Origin of the sequence: Synechococcus sp. UW179B, from assembly GCF_900474245.1 — a bacterium.
Classification (GTDB): domain Bacteria; phylum Cyanobacteriota; class Cyanobacteriia; order PCC-6307; family Cyanobiaceae; genus Synechococcus_C.
In genome coordinates, this window is the sequence record NZ_UCNZ01000026.1 from 332,618 (window position 1) to 350,173 (window position 17,556).

Below are 17,556 nucleotides of genomic sequence, written 5' to 3' on the forward strand. Positions count from 1 at the left end.
TGGTCAGGAGTGGTGCCTAGGCTTTGAACATCCTGCCCGATGTGGCCAGAATGTCCGAAATCAACACCGAGACAGGTCTAGGGGTCAGGATCATGAGCGACACACCCGATGACTTCGTCAGCGCGATCCAGCAACTACGCAAGGATCGCAACGCCATCATTTTGGCGCACTATTACCAAGAGCCTGAAATACAAGATATTGCTGATTTCATTGGTGATTCATTAGAGCTTTCACGCAAAGCAGCAAGCACGGATGCAGATGTAATTGTTTTCTGCGGAGTGCATTTCATGGCAGAGACTGCAAAAATATTGAGTCCAGAAAAGATTGTGATATTGCCTGATATTGAAGCTGGATGCTCACTTGCTGATGATTGCCCTGCCGAGGAATTTAAAGCATTTAGAGCTGATCATCCTGAGCATTTTGTTGTCAGTTATATAAACTGTACGGCAGCTGTAAAAGCCCAAAGTGACTTAATTTGCACCAGCAGCAATGCTGTTGATCTTGTTAATCAACTTCCAACAGACATCCCAATTTTGTTTGCTCCTGATCAAAATCTTGGTCGATGGGTCCAGCGACAGAGTGGACGCGAACTCACTTTATGGCAGGGTCGCTGCATTGTTCATGAGACATTTAGCGAAGAGGCTTTATTGAAACTGAAGCTTAAATATCCAGATGGTGAGGTGATCGCACACCCAGAGTGCATGGAAAATCTCCTAGATCTTGCCGATTACATCGGTTCAACAAGCAAACTTCTGTCCCATGCACAGACCAGCAGTGCATCAACATTCATTGTGTTAACAGAGCCCGGAATCATGCATCAAATGCAGAAAATGGTACCAAATAAACAATTCATTGATGTTCCTGGTCTTGATGGATGTAGCTGCAATACATGTCCCTACATGCGCATGAACACGCTCGAAAAACTATGGAAGTGCTTGGATACACTCGAACCAAAAATTGAGATGGATGAAGACATAAGAATCAAGGCCTTAGCTCCTATTCAGCGCATGCTGGAAATGAGCAAGTGAATCCTTCGGACAAACAGAAGTTTCTCGTAAATGGACAATTGAATGGCAATTGATTAGCGATGTGAACGTTGCCATGTAGTGCACAAATTTCAGACGAGCCATCAGCCGGGTTAGGTCAAAGCACGGATACCAAAGGGTTGGCTGGTCCTTTTCCAAAGACAGACGTTTTGCAAGGAAGTGCAAAGCTCACATCTTGAGCTCTGCTACGACAAAATATTTGGATGCCGGTGCTTCAACGACACAAACAGGGTTTGTATTGCCCAGCAGCTGATGCATGGATTGATCCAAGCTGGCCAGTAGAAAGAGCATTGATCACCCATGCTCATGCAGATCATGCCCGAGCAGGCAGTCGAGAATATTGGGCGATTGGTCAATCAGCAGGTGTGCTGCGACAACGTCTTGGACAAGACATCAAACTCCACTCAGTCACCTATGGAGAAGAATTCACACTTGGTCAAGCAACACTTTCGTTTCATAGTGCGGGTCATGTCCTAGGAAGTGCTCAGATTCGCATTGAGGTGGAGGGAGAGGTTTGGCTTGTAACGGGTGACTACAAACGTTGTCATGATCCAAGTTGCGAACCCTTTGAAAGCGTTAAATGCGACGTGATGATCACTGAATCCACGTTCGGATTGCCGATCTATCGGTGGGAGTCAGGTCAAGACGTCGCAAAAAACATCCATGCATGGTGGACTGCGTCTAACGAACGTCCATCGTTGTTGTTTTGCTATGCCTTTGGTAAGGCTCAGAGGGTGCTAGCAGAACTCAAAGGTATCGGTGTAGAGGATGAAGTGCTCCTGCATGGGGCCGTTCAAACAATTACGAAGCACTACCAAGAAGCGGGGGTCGACATGGTTCAAACGAGACCAGTGAGTGAACTTGACCGTAAAGATCCTCTGAAGGGAAGACTGATCATCGCTCCACCCTCGGCCTATCGCTCGGCATGGATGCGACGATTTAAGGAGCCGCAAACAGCATTCGCCTCCGGATGGATGACTGTGAGGGGAGCTCGCCGAAGAAAGGGATATGAACGGGGATTTGTTTTAAGTGATCATGCTGATTGGAACGGTTTATTGAAAACAATTAAAGAGAGTGAAGCGAAACAAGTGTATGTCACCCATGGACAAGATGATGTTGTCGCAAAATACTTGCGAGAAATAGAAGGAATCAAGGCCGATCCTCTTGAAAGATTGAGCCAAGAGATCTGTCGTGAAACCAACTAGCTTAAAACAATTTGGCGACCTTATTGCACAATTAGATCAATGCAATGGAACCAATAAAAAAATTCAAACTATTGCAGATTTCATTAAAGATATTGATCCAAGGGATGGCAGCTGGACGATTAGCTTATTAATAGGAAATCGGCAAAGAAGACTGATTACTGGCAGGAAACTCAGAGACATCCTCCAAACAAGAACAAAGATGCCATCATGGTTATTCGATGATTGCTTTGCACAAGTAGGCGATTCTGCAGAAACAATAAGCTTACTTTGGCCTCAAATAAGGGATGAAATTGCAAATACGTCTGCAGAACCCTGTAACAATAGCGATTTTGTGCAACTACTACATGTAGACCACAACAAACCACTTCATTGGTGGATGGAAAAAGTTTTACCAGTAATAAAAGATTTACCTGATAGGCAGCAAAATGATGTGATGATTATGCTGTGGCAAAAAACCCCAGAGAAGGGTCATTATTTAATCAATAACCTAATTACAGGTGGATTTAGGATTGGAGTATCAAAGGGAATTGTCGTCAAAAGCATTGCACAAGCGTATGAACTGAACGAAAGCATTATTATTGAACGACTCATGCAAACAATTGAAGTTACAAAAGAATGGTTCGAGCAACTCACAAAACCACAGGAATTAAATCAAGGTGATCGTGGAGCCATTCCCTATCCATTTTACCTGGCAAGTCCAGTTCAACTCATTAAAATAAAGGAGACTGCGGTTGATGATTGGAGGTTGGAATGTAAATGGGATGGAATACGTGGTCAATTGATCCGTAGAGAATCAGGATCATATCTATGGAGTAGAGGTGAAGAATTAATCAACTCTGCATTTCCTGAAATAATCAAAATGGCCGACAAATTACCATTAGGCACGGTGTTGGATGGAGAAATCATTTGTTGGAGAGAGGGTGAAGGTAAACCAATGACTTTTGGCTCATTACAGAAACGTCTTGGCAGGAAGACGGTGAGCAAATCACTTCTTAGTGAATACCCCGCTAAATTTCTTGCTTATGATCTTCTAGAATTCAACACGATTGATTTACGAAGTAATGAACTAACCAACAGGGTAAGTATGCTAGATATGTTAAGCAAGCAACTCAACAATGATGCATTAATGATTAGCGAAAGCAAAGACATTCATAGCTGGAATCAATTGGATGAACTCAGACAGCAAGCTGGACAGGAAGGGGCAGAGGGGCTAATGATTAAGAAACTTAATTCGCCCTATTTATCTGGCCGTAAGAAAGGAAGTTGGTGGAAATATAAACATGAACCGATGACACTGGATGCTGTATTAATCTATGCCCAGGCTGGGACAGGAAAACGTGCTAATTTATTCACAGACTATACCTTTGCATTGTGGGATAAATCTGAAATGAGCGGAGAAGCGCGAAAATTAGTTACCTTTGCTAAGGCACATTCTGGTCTTGATAATAACGAAATATTGGCATTGGATCGATGGATTCGAACTCATACGAAAGACCGGTTTGGACCTACACGAGTAGTGGAAGAAAAACAAGTCTTTGAAATTGCATTTGAAGGGGTATTGGAATCGAAGCGACATAAATGTGGACTAGCTGTACGATTTCCTCGAATCCATCGATGGCGAACTGATAAATCAATTGACGATGCTGACTGCATTGAGAGAGCTCAAGCTTTTTGTAGAAAAGATTAATTAAGTTGAATAATTGTCACGCTTAAAGATTCATTCTTGTGCATTCCTATTCATATTATTGTCTAGTTTACACGTATTTGAATCGCAACCACACCTTATGCTTGATTGAAACTAGAATGAATGATAGATACTTCTATAGACAAGACTAATCGTCATAGCCATTAAACAGATGGAGTCCCTTAAACCAATCGAAGCTTGGTTTGCACAGCAAGGTTGGACACCGGCATTGTTTCAAAGACAAACATGGAAAGCATCTCTTGAGGGAGCCAGTGGCCTGATACAAGTCCCTACTGGATCAGGAAAAACCTACGCAGCAGTGCTCGGCCCCATAGCAAAGATTCTTGCAGAGAAAAGCTCTAAAAGGGGGGTTCGGCTGTTGTACATCACTCCATTAAGGGCTTTAAGTCGCGATTTGGCTGTGTCTATTCATTTGCCAATTTCAGAAATGAACTGGCCTATACGTGTAGGAACTAGAAATGGAGATACCAAAAGCGCAGAAAGAACTAAGCAATTAAAAAATCCTCCCGAAATTCTGATAACAACCCCTGAATCACTAAGTGTATTGATCGGAAACCAAAAAGTTTTGGATCTATTCAAAAATCTTGAAACAGTGGTTCTGGACGAATGGCATGAACTCATGGGTAGTAAACGAGGGAGTCAAACTGAATTGTGCCTGAGCTGGCTAAGAACACTGAATCCGTCATTACAAACGTGGGCTTTAAGCGCAACAGTTGGGAATCCTGATGAAGCAGCTAAACATGCATTAGGTTTACATGAAAGATGCATTCATATTAATAGTGCCAAGCCTCGTTCAACCACAATTCGAAGCATTATCCCGGACACAATTGATGGGTTTCCATGGGCAGGCCATCTTGGACTCCGTATGTATGAAGAATTAGTTGCCAAACTAGATCCAGGAAGAAGCACCCTATTATTTACGAATACACGCAATCAATCTGAACGCTGGCATCAATGCCTGCGCTTTGCTTGTCCTGAAATGGAGGGTTTATTGGCTCTTCATCACAGTGCAATCGATCGATCAGAGAGAGAAGCCATTGAAGATAATATGAAAGATGGACGATTAAAATGGGTTGTCTGTACAAGTTCATTGGATTTAGGTATTGATTTTCAACCAGTAGAGCAAGTTGTTCAAATTGGAAGTCCTAAAAATATTGCTCGTTTACTACAACGTGCTGGTCGTTCTGCTCATACTCCTGGTGGTACCTCAGATGTACTATTCATGCCTACAAATGCCCTAGAACTCCTTGAACTAAGTGCATTAAGACGTGGATTACAAAACAACATTATTGAACATAGAAAATCTCCAGAAAAACCACTCGATGTATTACTTCAACACCTTACAACCTTGGCTTGTGGACCAGGGTTAAAGACTACAGAAACCTTAGAGGCCATTCGTAAGACAGCAACATTTGCAAGCCTTACCGATGATGAATGGAAATGGTGCCTATTGTTTCTCGAAAAAGGAGGCGTCTGTTTAAATGCATATCCTCGCTATCGAAAAATCGAATGGGATGCTGAACAAAATCATTATATTGTTAACAATCAGTCCATTGCACGACTACATAAACTGAATATTGGAACAATCACCTCTGCCCCATCAGTACGTGTCAAATTCAGTAGGGGTGCATATTTAGGACATGTTGAAGAGTATTTTATCAGCCAATTGAAGCCCAAGGATGTGTTCTTTTTTGCAGGGCGTCAATTAGAACTCATAAGGTTCAAAGATATGACAGCCTATGTAAAAGCTACTAAACGCAAGAGCAACACAGTGCCTGCTTGGGTGGGAGGACAGATGGCTTTATCAGATTTATTGACAACCCAACTGAGAGAGGAACTAGGGCAAGCTTCTAAATTTATTTTAGATACTCCAGAATTACAAGCTCTAAAACCTCTGATTGAACGGCAAATGGAATTATCAGTTGTTCCGAACAAAAATGAACTTCTAATAGAAACATGCCTTACGAGAGAGGGTCAACATTTATTCGTCTATCCATTTGAGGGACGCTTTGTACATGAAGGTCTCGGATTTTTATGGGCATCAAGGCTCGCAACTAAAAAGAGATCAACAATCACCGTTTCAATTAATGACTATGGATTTGAGCTGTTGGCACCACGCTATTATCCGTTGGAGTTTTTACTAGAGGAGAATCTAGAATATCTACTTGAAGATAGTGAGTTAGAAAGAGATTTAGAAAATGCGTTAAACCTATCAGAATTATGTAAAAGGAGGTTTCGGAGTATTGCTCAAATTTCTGGACTAATGGTACAAGGGTATCCAGGAAAAAATAAAACGAGTGGTCAATTACAAATTAGTAGTTCTCTACTGTGGGATGTATTTAATAGGCATGAACCAGATAACTTGTTGCTATTGCAAGCTAGACGTGAAGTCCTTCAAGATCAACTTGAAATGCCGAGGTTAGTAAAGGCGTTATCGCGAATGCGCACCGGGAGCATTGTTCATAGCCGCATACCAAGACCGGGTCCATTAGCATTTCCACTCTTGGTTGAGCGCCTAAGATCTAGGTTAAGCAATGAAAGTATTGTCGATAGAGTTTCGAGGATGCAACAAGATGCATTAAAGCATGAATACTAATCCCTAGCGGAATATTTATGCTGATACAATTTCAAGCCATAAGCAATAGTAGAGTGTTCGTACTTGAAGCAAGTGACAGAATAAACTGTCTCCACAATCATTGTTCTTGGCTAAATACCATGCCATTAGTCTACCCAACCTCTTAAACCATTAGAATAACGTGAGCTTAAAGGCATTAAAGATTTTATGCATTCAAAAGAAATAGTCTCAAACTATCCAAGGCCCCCTAAGATTGAAATGATCAATGGTGCGGTTTCAGTCATTGTTGGAAATGAAACGATAGCCGAGGACGCACGCTACATTCGAATTTGTGAAACGTTCCATCCACCTACCATTTATCTTCATCAGAGTGCATTTACAAGCGGCACTCTTCATCAGACCTCAGGACCAGCATCCTATTGTGAATGGAAAGGAGTAGCAAACTATTGGTCCCTAAGCAAAACAGATGGGAGTGCTCGAAGAGTGCGAGCTGCCTGGAGTTATCCAACCCCAACGGACCGTTATGCAATGCTGGCGGATTGGATTAGTCTTTACCCTCAAAGAGTTGATGAATGCTTTCTAGAAGGTGAGGCGGTAAAACCCCAACCAGGTTCCTTTTATGGTGGGTGGATTACAAGCTGGACCATAGGTCCATTTAAAGGGGACCCTAATCATCCAGAGTTAATCTAATGAATTGCCAAGAAGAGCTCCTTGAACGCCTTGCATTAAATCCTAAGGATCCAACCATACCATTATTGATTAAGGACATTGAGGCATTAGCGAAAGTTGATCTATCAAACGACATAGCCTTATTGAGAGGTGTATGGGAATTGAGATGGAGTAGTTCAACGCAACCATGGCTTAAGCAGGCGCGATGGCTAGAAAATCTACAGATCCTTGACCCAGTCCAACAGAAAGGTTTGAATGTGCTCCGTTTGACTGGCCCCCTTGGACTCCTGGCAGGTATTGCAGTGGAAGCCGAACTATCCGTTAATGGATTAAATCAGGTTGGTGTAAAATTCAAAAAAGGGGGATGGTTAGGCCCCTCTTTTGGTAATGGATGGAGACCAACATTACTAACCGCCATAAACCAAACATTTCCTGCCTGGCTTGACATTACGGCACTTAACGACTCAATGCGAATATGTCGTGGAAATGCTGGAACATGCTTTGTTTTACTGAAAAGAACAGACAGGTCTGTTGAAGATTGGATTCGTTAGTTTAAAGAAAAGTAGAAATAAGATTCTTGTATAATGTTTTAGTACTATATATTATTCTCGATAGATATATCTTCTCTAAGATTAACCGTAGGGACCAGCAGTGGTTTTCTTCTGAATGTCTATGTAGAATTAGGAAATCCGATTGAAGCCAATGAAATTGTGTTCTGCCTTTCTAACGATTGTAATCAGTTTGATGATTTTACTTACATCTCCCTTTGCCGCTAATGCTGATTCAAACCTAGACCTTGGATTAGAAAAACTTCGGATTGGAGATTACACAGGTGCGATCAATGCATTTACTGATGAAATAAAGTCTAACCCTTATGATGCCACTGCCTATGATTATCGTGGGGTTTCAAAAGCAAAGAGAGGAGATTTTAGTGGGTCCATCATTGACTACACAAGATCACTGGAACTAGATCCACAAAACAACTCTACTCTTTCTAATCGAGGGATTGCCAAAGCAAGAGTTGGCGATCTTGAGGGAGCGATCAATGACTTAGAAATGGTCATTTCACTTGATCCAGAGAATGGACAAGCCTTTTTCAATCATGGCGTTGCAATGGATATGTCTGGTGATTTAAATACTGCATGTACAGATTGGGACAAAGCAGTTGAGCTTGGTAATTAATCCGCAGTAGTATTTGCAAGGAAAAACTGCATCTAATCAACAATAGTTTATTCTTATTTTAGTTCAAGAATAACAAAAGAGATGAATTGGTAATGCAGGGATGGCAATTTTATCCAAGCACAATTGAACTAAACTGAAATTATTCATCTCCCAAGATCATTCTCTTTGGTATCGTTGAAATTCATCATTAAGATTGGATATCGAGCTTTCGGAAGTGTCTATCTGAGACAAACGAAAAAGTCATCAATATCGATTGAAGCGTCAGTTAGTGCTTGCAGAGACACATTCAACCACGAGTGACCAGGAGAAAAAAACCGTCATGAAGTCAATAAAAAACTTTTGTTCACAGAGGTGCCGACCTTCTTGTAGAATCTTTACATTCCGCAACATTACTTGCGAGTTCTTTGATTCACAACCTATCGGTCGTGGCAACAGTGCTCCAATGACTTCGTTTCCTACCTTCGCTTTATTTGAGTCAGCAGCTATGACCATTGACAAACTCTGCAAAAAGCAGCAAGCGTTTGCTGACAAGCTTTTTATGGATTTTAAATATACCAAACCGGGATCTGTTGAGCAGGATCGAGCTCTCGAGACATTCCATACATTAATCAGTGCATGGTCCTTCTATTTCACTGCATACGAAACATTAGATGTATCATCTGATCTGGTAGCGTCTCCTGTTTATAGCTGAATTTTTGCTATTATTATTTCAAGACAGCATTCGTTGGACTAATTGTTTTAGTATATTTACATTCAATACTATGTTGTGATCATCATTAAGCTTTGTCTGCTTGATGTTTATTTTCTGAAGCTTGAAAGTTTAATACCAAGAACAATGACTGCCGGTATTAAAGTGATCAGGTTGGCGATGAGTACAGGTCCATCTTTCACCATCCAACCATAAAGTGACCAGAAAGCCACTCCTGCTGTAAACAGCAGGTACATGCGTAATGAGATGGCGCGAGTATCCCTACTTTTAAGGGTCTTGAGTGCTTGAGGGAAGAAGCTAACTGTTGTAAGCGTTGCCGCTATATATCCAAATACGTCAGGTTCCATTTATGCATTTATGATTGGCTTCAATCTTTGCAGTATATTGTCCGAAATTGTCTCCTTGAATTATATCTTATGATTGATAAGACTTAATAGCTGTATATAGTTAAAGTATCTTTTTTGAATTAGTCAGTTTCTACCATCATTGGAAGGTGGCGACGCCAATAGCAAATCAGCTCTTAATTCACCCAATTGGACAATTAGCATCTTACGTGGGTTTTTATTGTAACCATCCTGGGCAATGTCAATTGCTTTGATGACATCATTTACGGTACAAAATTTCTCAGAATGGGAACGATTATTAAACTTTTGCAGCTCATCAAAAAAAGTATGTACTTCAATAGCGCTTAGCTGCTTGATTTCAGTCTGTGCCGCTTCTTCTCCTCGCGTAATGACAAGTTCCAAATAACTGAACAACAATTGCTTAGACAACATTAATGGAATGTCTATATGATTGGTCAGTCCCCAAAGTGTAGTTTCATACAAATCACCATCTTTATTGATGGCGACACATGGAATATTCAAATCAAATGATGACTGATCACGAAGTTTGATCCAGTGCTGTTCAATATCTTTCCATGAACCTGACATGACAGTAGCTGCAAAAATGATTGAGAGAAAAATGTCTGAAAATGATTGGACTAAACTAAAGAGGTAAATCTTCTCGTATTCATGGATGCTGACTTAAAGTCAAAATCTACGACAGGGAACGATTTGATTAATACAAAAATGTTTCTAACACCAATCATAAGGCATATCATCTAATCATGTTCAAATGTTAGACTATTCACACATAAGGTTTGTATACTTGACTGCTTGTTGTTGTTGTTTTTAATGTTTGTAGCAAGAGCTTTGTCGGGGTATTATGGCTATACCGCTACATTCATCCTGTGATCTTTCCGTACTTAATTGTATTTGTCATTGCCTCATCATTCTTCAAGCCTTTTTTTAATTTCTACCGTTTAATACTTCATTGGACGTTTTTACTTGTATTATCTCCTTGGATTGTTGGAAAAGCATTAAGTGCACGTTGGGCAGAGGATGATTATGGAAATGGTCCTAGACTCATTGCTCTTCCTATTGCCGTAGGTGGGTATTGGTTGCTATATGGTTCATACGTGCATCCTGAATATTCACTGTTTCCTCTATTTATCTATTACTTTGTAGCTTGGCCAGCTTTTCGACATAGCGATGCATGGGAGAAATTAAATAGAAAATCATAATCCTTTATTATCAAGTCTTTTATTCAATTGTATGATCAGTCTCTTGTTGAGTTGATGAATCTGGTAAACGAAAACCTGTGCTCACCTGGAGCTGTTTTAACAGAGTGGCAATAGAAAGATTCGTTTGCCCCTGACGTTCACCAATAAGATTCACCTCTTCTACTTCTATCGGTTGTACAGTATCACTCAACATTGTCAGAAGTGGTTCAAGCTTTTGGAGAAGAAATAATCTCTTGGCATCATCTCCAGAACGCTTGAGGGATTCAACAAGATCTCTTAGTCCTTCTGCCTGTGAGCGCCCTTGCTCAATAATCGTTGCTGCTTCTCCCTTTGCTTCCGCCATCATTGTTTGACATTCTGACTCTGCAGGTGCAATCACATCTGCTTCAAGTTGTTGGATCACTTGTTTAATCCGTTGTTCTTGTACTGGGAGTTCAGCCTCCGCCCTAGCCAACTCTGCACCAATCCGTGCTTCTTCCTCGGCAACCAATGCCTCTCGTCTTGTTAGGGCATCTTGTACCCTTTTATTGGCATTTGCCGTTGCAACAGCGAGGTCTTTATCGAGACGGCGTAAAGCCGTGATCCGTTCATTCTCTGCACGCTTGACTGCTGATTGTGATTTCGCTTCTGCTTCAGCAATTCGCGAATCACGTTTTAATTCAACCAGCTGCTTCCTACCAATTGAATCTAAATATAAAACATCATCTGATATATTTTGTATCTGTAATGTATCTAGAACTAAGCCTAATTTTTGAAGATCATCTTCAGCCTCTTCTAGAAGCGTTCGCGCAAACGTTACCTTATCTTCGTTTAATTGTTCTGGTGTCAAACTAGCCATAACACCCCTTAAATTACCTTCAAGTGTTTCTTTTGCTATATGACGGATCTCTTCCTGAGTTTTTCCAATTAAACGTTCAATAGCATTATGGATTCCAGGTTCGTCCCCTGAAATCTTTATATTTGCAACGCCAGAAACATTTAGAGGAATACCTCCACGTGAATATGCATTCTCAACTTGTAAGTCAATAATCATATTGCTCAAATCCAATCGCATGACTTCTTCAAGCAATGGAATTCGTAAGGCACTTCCACCACGGACGGTTCGATAACCTACTGTTTGCCCTGCTCCAGTTGTTCGTTTAAGACCAGCAAAAATCAAAGCTTCACTCGGTTGACAGATGTAGTACAACTTTTTAAGGAGCAGTACGAAGGCCAATAAGCCCGCTCCTCCTGTTAGAAGAATAGAAACAAACATTACTGATTACCTCTGTTGGAAAGAGTGTCGATAAGATCAATGCCGAAGATTTCTTTGACTTGATCAAAGAACTGACGTACGACAACGTGATTGAGAGCTACAAGGCTTGCAAGACTGGATGCGTCATTTCCATCCAACGTTGTAATTCTCTTCAAATGAAGCCGTCCTGGTAGACGCGTGGCATGGTCCAGAACCATTTCAATTTGCTGGAGCAAAAAGACAAGTTCAGCAGTGCTGCCGGCTTCTTCCCATACCTCTGTCAGCAAGTCATTCACGAGGGCGCTTGCTTTCACATCTTCAGCTGTTGCGGCAGCCATTCCTCGAGCTCTCAGCTCCTTTGCTTTTTGGTTGGCTTGAGCTGGAAGTACTTTTTCAGCTTGTAACCGCAAGCGCTCAAGATCAGCTCGTACCTTTTGCAATTTCTGTTCGGCTATCGCTCTTGCCTCCAACTCTGCTGCTTCTGTACGTTGCTCCTCAGATCGGGCCTTCTTTTCCATAAGAGCCACTTTGGTCCGCACTCCATTATCTTTTTCAAGCACAACGGTTTGTGCGTCGGTACTCACCACCTCGGCTTTTTCCTCCATTTCCGCTTCGATGCGTTCGGCTTGCCCGATCGCCTCAGCTTCAGCAATTTCTGCGTCACGAACGATCTGAGCCACCCTTCGTCGACTGATTGAGTTGAGATAATCAACGTCATCAGAAACACTTTGAATCTTTAACGTATCTAGTTGAAGTCCCAGACGCCTTAAATCATCTCCCACATCCTTGGCGATTTGCTCAGCGAACCGAAGACGGTCTTCATTGACTTCCTCGGGAGTGAGCTGGGCAAGAACACTTCGCAGATTTCCTTCTAGATTTTCTTGTGCTACTTGAATAATTTCACGTGGATCACGACCTAAAAAACGTTCAATTGCATTATTTCGCACATCTGGATCGGTGCTCACCTTCACATTCGCAATCGCTTGAATATTGAGCGGTGTCCCTCCATTTGAATACGCATTTTTAACCTCTACTAAGACGGGTAGCAGCGTGACATCCATACGCCTTGCTGTCTCGAGAACCGGTTTCACAAATGTCCAGCCGCCATTGGCCACCACGCGGTATCCCTTTAAGCCCTGACTTCCCTGATTCGAGCGTGATCCTGTTACCACCAACATTTCATTCGGGCGACAGATCCGAATCATCCATCGGCTGAGCAGCGTTAGCCCCACAAGACTGACGACAACGACGCCCACCCCCCCTGCGATGGTGTTGTTTTGATCTCTGGAAAGAAAACCGACCGATGGAGCGGGCTGCTCGCTGAGCAGTCGTATAGACATGGGCCTTAGGTCGCTGACCTTGGCTTAGCTCTGGATTTTGAAATTGCCCACAGCCATCACAGGCGATCGACGCGCAGAGTGTGCTCGTCACTTGCGACGACCACAACGCAGGTGCCTTCTGCCAGCGTGCCTGCATTGCTAAGGGCAGGCCGACGAATCAAACTTCCGCGCACCCGCAATTCGACGAAGCCCCGTTCCTTGGTGTCAACAGTCAATGTCACCAGACCTTGTTGACCGATTAAGTCGTCATTGCGGATCAGGGTGTCAGCTTCTCGACGGCTCATCAAGCGCAAAATATGGGATGCACCCCATCCCATCCCAACGCCCATTGCAGCAGCCACCAGCAAGGACGCCAGTCCATTGTCGACTGGGCTGAGGATTGACATCAGCAATCCGCATAATCCAAAGCCACAAAGACCAAATGACCAAAATGGAGTGCTGAACAACAGGCTTAGGTTTCCACCTAAACCGTCGCCATCGAACCCGTCACCATCGTTATCAAGAGACAGGGCAATCAAAACGCCGCCGGCTACGAGACAAAAGGAATAGGTCCAAATCATCGATTTAAAGAAGCTGCTTGCTCATAATGGACATATTGGCCGATTTTGGTCTCTGTTCATGATTTCTGGCGCTGGATGGCCCAGCTTCACTCTAAGGATGGTCACTCGTATGGTTATCTTTTCATTTCTAGAATTATTGATTGGTTCTTCATTGATATCAACAAATGATTGATCAAGTGCGAACAGCTGCTCATCAAAACTGGGATGCCTTTTGGAATTTTCACCTGGGCTCTTGGGATGGGCGATGGGTGCGTTATAACCCACTAGGTGAGGTATCGGAGAATTTTTTGAGCACGCGAAAATTTGTATCAAATACAGAAAGAAGTATCATTCATCAACACAATCAATACTTTTATCATGATGAGCAAATTATAGAAAAAAAATGGAATTATAATATTCAGGATCATTGCAGGGATGATGGCTTTATGCATCCTGCTAGTGACTACATGAGGGGTTTAGCCTTTGCGAATGGAAGTGCAGCATGGCTCGTTCCTCGCTGTGAAGCAGAACAATATTTTCCCATTGAACTGTTTCTTGCAAGCAAGAATCTACGACTCAGTGTCGGTATGCTCTACGACACCAGTGGAGAACTGCAAAGGGTTGCTTGTATTCGCGAACATCGAAGCAATTTTGGTGCTTCTCCTTGGTGTGACTCTATTCAATTGGTCCCAAAATGGAATGTAGAAGCCAATTGGCAAGGAACCAGCCATGTGGTCGATTTAGATTTGAGCCGCTCTTTTTTCCATGATTCATTTCATCTAAACCATTCGGCCGAAGATCACGAATATTTTTTTCCAGATAATATTGTTTTACGTTGCCCAGGCAAAGTTCCTGCCCATCAAGCCTTCACCATTAGTGCATTGTGGCGTGAATCTGATTTTCAATTGAAAACGATCAGTGCATCCTATGGATCAAATTCCCAGTTGATCGATGTTCGCCACCAACAATTCACACAGTAAAAGCTTGGGGGTCTTGGCTTCGTTTAAGTGTTTACTATAAGGAACTGATAGGCTTCATTTACTCTTCGAAATGCCTCAACAGATCCACCTATATCTGGGTGATGTTGTTTGACTAATTTGCGGTACGTTTGTTTTATCTGATCCTGCGAAGCGCCCCGTTTGAGGCCTAATACTTCGAGTGCATCACTGACAGAGCGACACGACGATGCCTCGTTTCTCCCGTTGGATTCAGCATGCCGATCAGAAGCCCTCTGATCTGTCCTTGTGCGTCGATTTTTGCGGGAGCTTGACTGTCTATTTTTTAATTCTAAGACCACCCTTTGTGGCTCTTCTTCCAGCCACTCACGGGCTCTGATGCCATACAGCGCAAACGTGGCAAGCACTGCACAGCGTTTTTTTGTAAGTGGCTTACGTATGGCAGCATACAAATCTGTTCCCAGACCAGGCATCAACCGGTCCAATCGTTGATCCAGACTGAGCTGAGGATGAAAACTTGAACGATTTAAAACATCGATCAGATTTTCAAGTTCACTCAGGCGAAGAGCACTCCATCCCTGTTGTTTAGAAAGGGATTCTCCCCAATGCTCAACTTGATCAGAGGTAACAGATGGAGGATTCTCTACCTGCTCATGCCTGCCCTCTTGGGTGCGCTGGTAGTGGTGTGACTGCTGTTGTCTGGATTGGGGTTGTCTCCACTGACGCTGACGCAACTGATCAAGCTGCCTTTTCAGTTGCAGCACCTCCCTGCGCAGACTGTCATTTTCAGCCAAGAGTGCATCGACATTGCTGGTAACGGTCTGACGTCGATGCGGCTCAGCCGCTGATGACCATCGCCGTGGATCAAACCCCATTAGCTGTCACAACAACCCACGCCTGGCACTGCCATATCGCTTGGATCACCATAGGGTGATTTTGGAACGTCTCATTGTGGTCGTTGTCAATTTCCAAATTTCATTCTGAGCTTCCCTGCAGCGCACCTTTCTCTTGAGGCTGCTTCGGGCTTACGCGATTATGATTAGCTAGTTCAGAGTTGCCAAGAATCCACTCAGCTCTTGACTCCTTATGAATATTATTCATCTCAATCATCAAGACTTTATTGGTGATTCAAATGAAGTTATCATTCGCGACTATCGCCTCACTCATATATTAAAGATCTTAAAACCAACGATTGGTCAATCATTACACGTTGGAATACTGGGGGGTCAATGCGGGAAGGGAATTGTTATATCCATGCACCCAGAGGCAGTCGTTCTGCGCGTCAGTCTTACAGAGCCGTATCCTCCACGACATACATTTGATATTATTCTTGCCTTACCACGTCCAAAGATGCTGCGCCGAATTTTTCGGACAGTTGCTGAATATGGTGTCAATAACCTACATTTGATTAACAGTGCAAGAGTCGAAAAAAGTTATTGGCAAAGTCCTTTATTGAAACCAGATAAAATCCATAATGCGCTTCTTGCTGGAATGGAGCGATCGAAGGATACAATCATCACCAATGTGCACTTACATAAGCGTTTTCGCCCCTTTATAGAAGATCAATTGTCATCGGTTTGCGGATCACGAAACTGTTGGATTACAGACATCAATGCAAAGGAAGCAGCCTTTGCTCTCTCATCAAAACCTGCTGTCGTCATGATCGGACCTGAAGGTGGTTTTGTACCATTTGAGATTGAATTAGCCGTTTCACAAACTGCTCAACCTATCCATCTTGGGACGAGAACTCTCAGTGTGGATACAGCTCTTACCACTGTTTTAGCGCAATCATTACCCTGTACTACATCAACCAACACCTGAAAAGCTGTATCGATCCAGACGCAGGCGATCACATGCCGCTACATTGCCTTTCCCAAGACTCCATTCCTTTTGTTCCTCATGATCAAAGACTCCCATGACTCTTGATGAGTTCCGGCAGGATCTTTCCAAGCGGATGGGAAAGCGAGTCACCGAGATCCTCACAAGAGATGGTGAGTCTGTTCAGGATTTAACCGATCTCTATCAACCTTCTCCAGCTGGTTTTGCTGGCCAAGTCGTTTTGGTGGGTGGCTCACGGCACTCTTGGGAGTTGTGGCAAGAGGCCGAGGCCATGTGGAACTTTCAATCAACAGACATCACTTGAACCACGATGGCTTATTTCGATTTTATCTTTTCTAGTAGCAGTGAATCAATAAAGCCTGCCCAGGTTTTTCAGAGATTCTTCATTGGTCTCTTCCTCAGTCTTCCGTTTTATCCATTCCCTAGTCGTGCCGAGGTGCCACTTCAATGCAGCGGTCTAGAGCTCGTATCTCTCAATAGAATTTCACCCAGGCCATTGTTTGAAATTCGCTACGCCAGTTCAAACAATTTTTTAGGACGTACCCTTTATTCCAAGGTTGATCCTCAGCTGCGCTGTCCAGTGGCCCTGGCCTTGCAGAAAGTCCAACAAGATCTCTCCAAGGAAGGGCTTGGATTGAAGGTTTGGGATGCTCATCGCCCTCTCGCTGTACAGCAGTTGATGTGGGATGAGATTCAAGATCCTCGCTACGTTTCGGACCCTTCAGTGAATGCAGGCCGACATACCCGAGGCGCCTCAGTGGATGTGACTCTGGTTAATCAGCAAGGGAAGCCCTTGCGCATGCCCACGGATTACGACGATTTCTCCAAGTCCGCCCATGTCAATGCTGATGGAGTTCTCGCAGACCGAGCCGCCAATGCTCAACGATTGCTCAAGGCGATGGAACGACGAGGATTTCGTTCATTTGCTACTGAATGGTGGCATTTTGACTGGCATCACTGGAAATCAATGCCGGTGATCCCTCCCTCCTGATT

Annotated in this window: 18 protein-coding genes; 12 read left to right on the forward strand and 6 right to left on the reverse strand. The window is 43.1% G+C overall.

Annotated elements, in window-relative coordinates; translation table 11 throughout:
• The first annotated feature begins 92 nt into the window (after positions 1–92).
• From nadA to DXY38_RS12910, 7 genes are all read left to right on the forward strand, one after another.
• Complete coding sequence (nadA, locus tag DXY38_RS12880) at positions 93–1,028, forward strand: quinolinate synthase NadA (protein ID WP_115072067.1); 936 nt, start codon at positions 93–95, stop codon at positions 1,026–1,028.
• A 221-nt stretch (positions 1,029–1,249) separates the two neighbouring features.
• A complete protein-coding gene (locus DXY38_RS12885; RefSeq protein ID WP_170952948.1) occupies positions 1,250–2,251 on the forward strand; it encodes a ligase-associated DNA damage response exonuclease in 1,002 nt (333 codons plus the stop codon).
• The gene (locus DXY38_RS12890) at positions 2,238–3,938 is read left to right on the forward strand and encodes an ATP-dependent DNA ligase (RefSeq protein WP_115071948.1); all 1,701 of its coding nucleotides are present in this window, start codon (positions 2,238–2,240) and stop codon (positions 3,936–3,938) included. Before DXY38_RS12885 ends, DXY38_RS12890 begins: the two co-directional genes overlap by 14 nt.
• 169 nt (positions 3,939–4,107) lie before the next feature.
• Positions 4,108–6,552, forward strand: coding sequence for a ligase-associated DNA damage response DEXH box helicase (locus DXY38_RS12895; RefSeq protein WP_115071949.1), 2,445 nt, complete (start codon positions 4,108–4,110; stop codon positions 6,550–6,552).
• 237 nt (positions 6,553–6,789) lie between these two features.
• The gene (locus tag DXY38_RS12900) at positions 6,790–7,221 is read left to right on the forward strand and encodes a DUF427 domain-containing protein (protein WP_371411016.1); all 432 of its coding nucleotides are present in this window, start codon (positions 6,790–6,792) and stop codon (positions 7,219–7,221) included.
• Positions 7,221–7,751: a PAP/fibrillin family protein gene (locus DXY38_RS12905; protein WP_115071951.1), complete on the forward strand. Its 531-nt coding sequence runs from the start codon at positions 7,221–7,223 to the stop codon at positions 7,749–7,751. Before DXY38_RS12900 ends, DXY38_RS12905 begins: the two co-directional genes overlap by 1 nt.
• 193 nt (positions 7,752–7,944) lie before the next feature.
• Positions 7,945–8,382, forward strand: coding sequence for a tetratricopeptide repeat protein (locus tag DXY38_RS12910; RefSeq protein ID WP_170952949.1), 438 nt, complete (start codon positions 7,945–7,947; stop codon positions 8,380–8,382).
• A gap of 798 nt (positions 8,383–9,180) precedes the next feature.
• On the opposite strand, the gene DXY38_RS12920 is transcribed toward DXY38_RS12910, so the two are convergent.
• Positions 9,181–9,438, reverse strand: coding sequence for a SemiSWEET family sugar transporter (locus DXY38_RS12920; RefSeq protein ID WP_115071953.1), 258 nt, complete (start codon positions 9,436–9,438; stop codon positions 9,181–9,183).
• A gap of 123 nt (positions 9,439–9,561) precedes the next feature.
• Positions 9,562–10,023 carry a hypothetical protein gene (locus tag DXY38_RS12925; protein ID WP_115071954.1) on the reverse strand — a complete coding sequence of 154 codons (462 nt, stop codon included), beginning with the start codon at positions 10,021–10,023 and terminating at the stop codon, positions 9,562–9,564.
• Positions 10,024–10,322: 299 nt separating this feature from the next.
• On the opposite strand from DXY38_RS12925, the gene DXY38_RS13515 reads away from it, so the two are divergent.
• Positions 10,323–10,655, forward strand: a complete 333-nt coding sequence (locus DXY38_RS13515) for a hypothetical protein (RefSeq protein WP_006852660.1) — start codon at positions 10,323–10,325, stop codon at positions 10,653–10,655.
• Positions 10,656–10,674: 19 nt separating this feature from the next.
• Here DXY38_RS13515 and DXY38_RS12930 read toward each other — a convergent pair whose 3' ends face one another.
• The 3 genes from DXY38_RS12930 to DXY38_RS12940 all read right to left on the reverse strand — a co-directional run bounded on the left by DXY38_RS12930 (position 10,675) and on the right by DXY38_RS12940 (position 13,789).
• Positions 10,675–11,910, reverse strand: a complete 1,236-nt coding sequence (locus tag DXY38_RS12930; RefSeq protein ID WP_115071955.1) for a flotillin family protein — start codon at positions 11,908–11,910, stop codon at positions 10,675–10,677.
• A complete protein-coding gene (locus tag DXY38_RS12935; RefSeq protein ID WP_244279132.1) occupies positions 11,910–13,094 on the reverse strand; it encodes a flotillin family protein in 1,185 nt (394 codons plus the stop codon). The genes DXY38_RS12930 and DXY38_RS12935 overlap by 1 nt, the downstream gene beginning before the upstream one ends.
• Before the next feature lie 191 nt (positions 13,095–13,285).
• Positions 13,286–13,789 carry an NfeD family protein gene (locus DXY38_RS12940; RefSeq protein ID WP_115071956.1) on the reverse strand — a complete coding sequence of 168 codons (504 nt, stop codon included), beginning with the start codon at positions 13,787–13,789 and terminating at the stop codon, positions 13,286–13,288.
• Positions 13,790–13,953: 164 nt separating this feature from the next.
• Here DXY38_RS12940 and DXY38_RS12945 point away from each other — a divergent pair, with 164 nt between their 5' ends.
• The gene (locus DXY38_RS12945) at positions 13,954–14,748 is read left to right on the forward strand and encodes a DUF3598 family protein (protein ID WP_115071957.1); all 795 of its coding nucleotides are present in this window, start codon (positions 13,954–13,956) and stop codon (positions 14,746–14,748) included.
• 23 nt (positions 14,749–14,771) lie between these two features.
• Here DXY38_RS12945 and DXY38_RS12950 read toward each other — a convergent pair whose 3' ends face one another.
• Positions 14,772–15,599 carry a J domain-containing protein gene (locus DXY38_RS12950; RefSeq protein ID WP_115071958.1) on the reverse strand — a complete coding sequence of 276 codons (828 nt, stop codon included), beginning with the start codon at positions 15,597–15,599 and terminating at the stop codon, positions 14,772–14,774.
• Positions 15,600–15,810: 211 nt separating this feature from the next.
• Between DXY38_RS12950 and DXY38_RS12955 the strand changes: the two genes are divergently transcribed.
• From DXY38_RS12955 to DXY38_RS12965, 3 genes are all read left to right on the forward strand, one after another.
• Positions 15,811–16,545, forward strand: coding sequence for a 16S rRNA (uracil(1498)-N(3))-methyltransferase (locus DXY38_RS12955; protein WP_115071959.1), 735 nt, complete (start codon positions 15,811–15,813; stop codon positions 16,543–16,545).
• A gap of 94 nt (positions 16,546–16,639) precedes the next feature.
• Positions 16,640–16,867 carry a hypothetical protein gene (locus DXY38_RS12960; protein ID WP_115071960.1) on the forward strand — a complete coding sequence of 76 codons (228 nt, stop codon included), beginning with the start codon at positions 16,640–16,642 and terminating at the stop codon, positions 16,865–16,867.
• A 6-nt stretch (positions 16,868–16,873) separates the two neighbouring features.
• Entirely contained in the window at positions 16,874–17,554 is a 681-nt protein-coding gene (locus tag DXY38_RS12965; protein WP_115071961.1) for a M15 family metallopeptidase, read from the forward strand.
• The last annotated feature ends 2 nt before the right edge of the window (positions 17,555–17,556 follow it).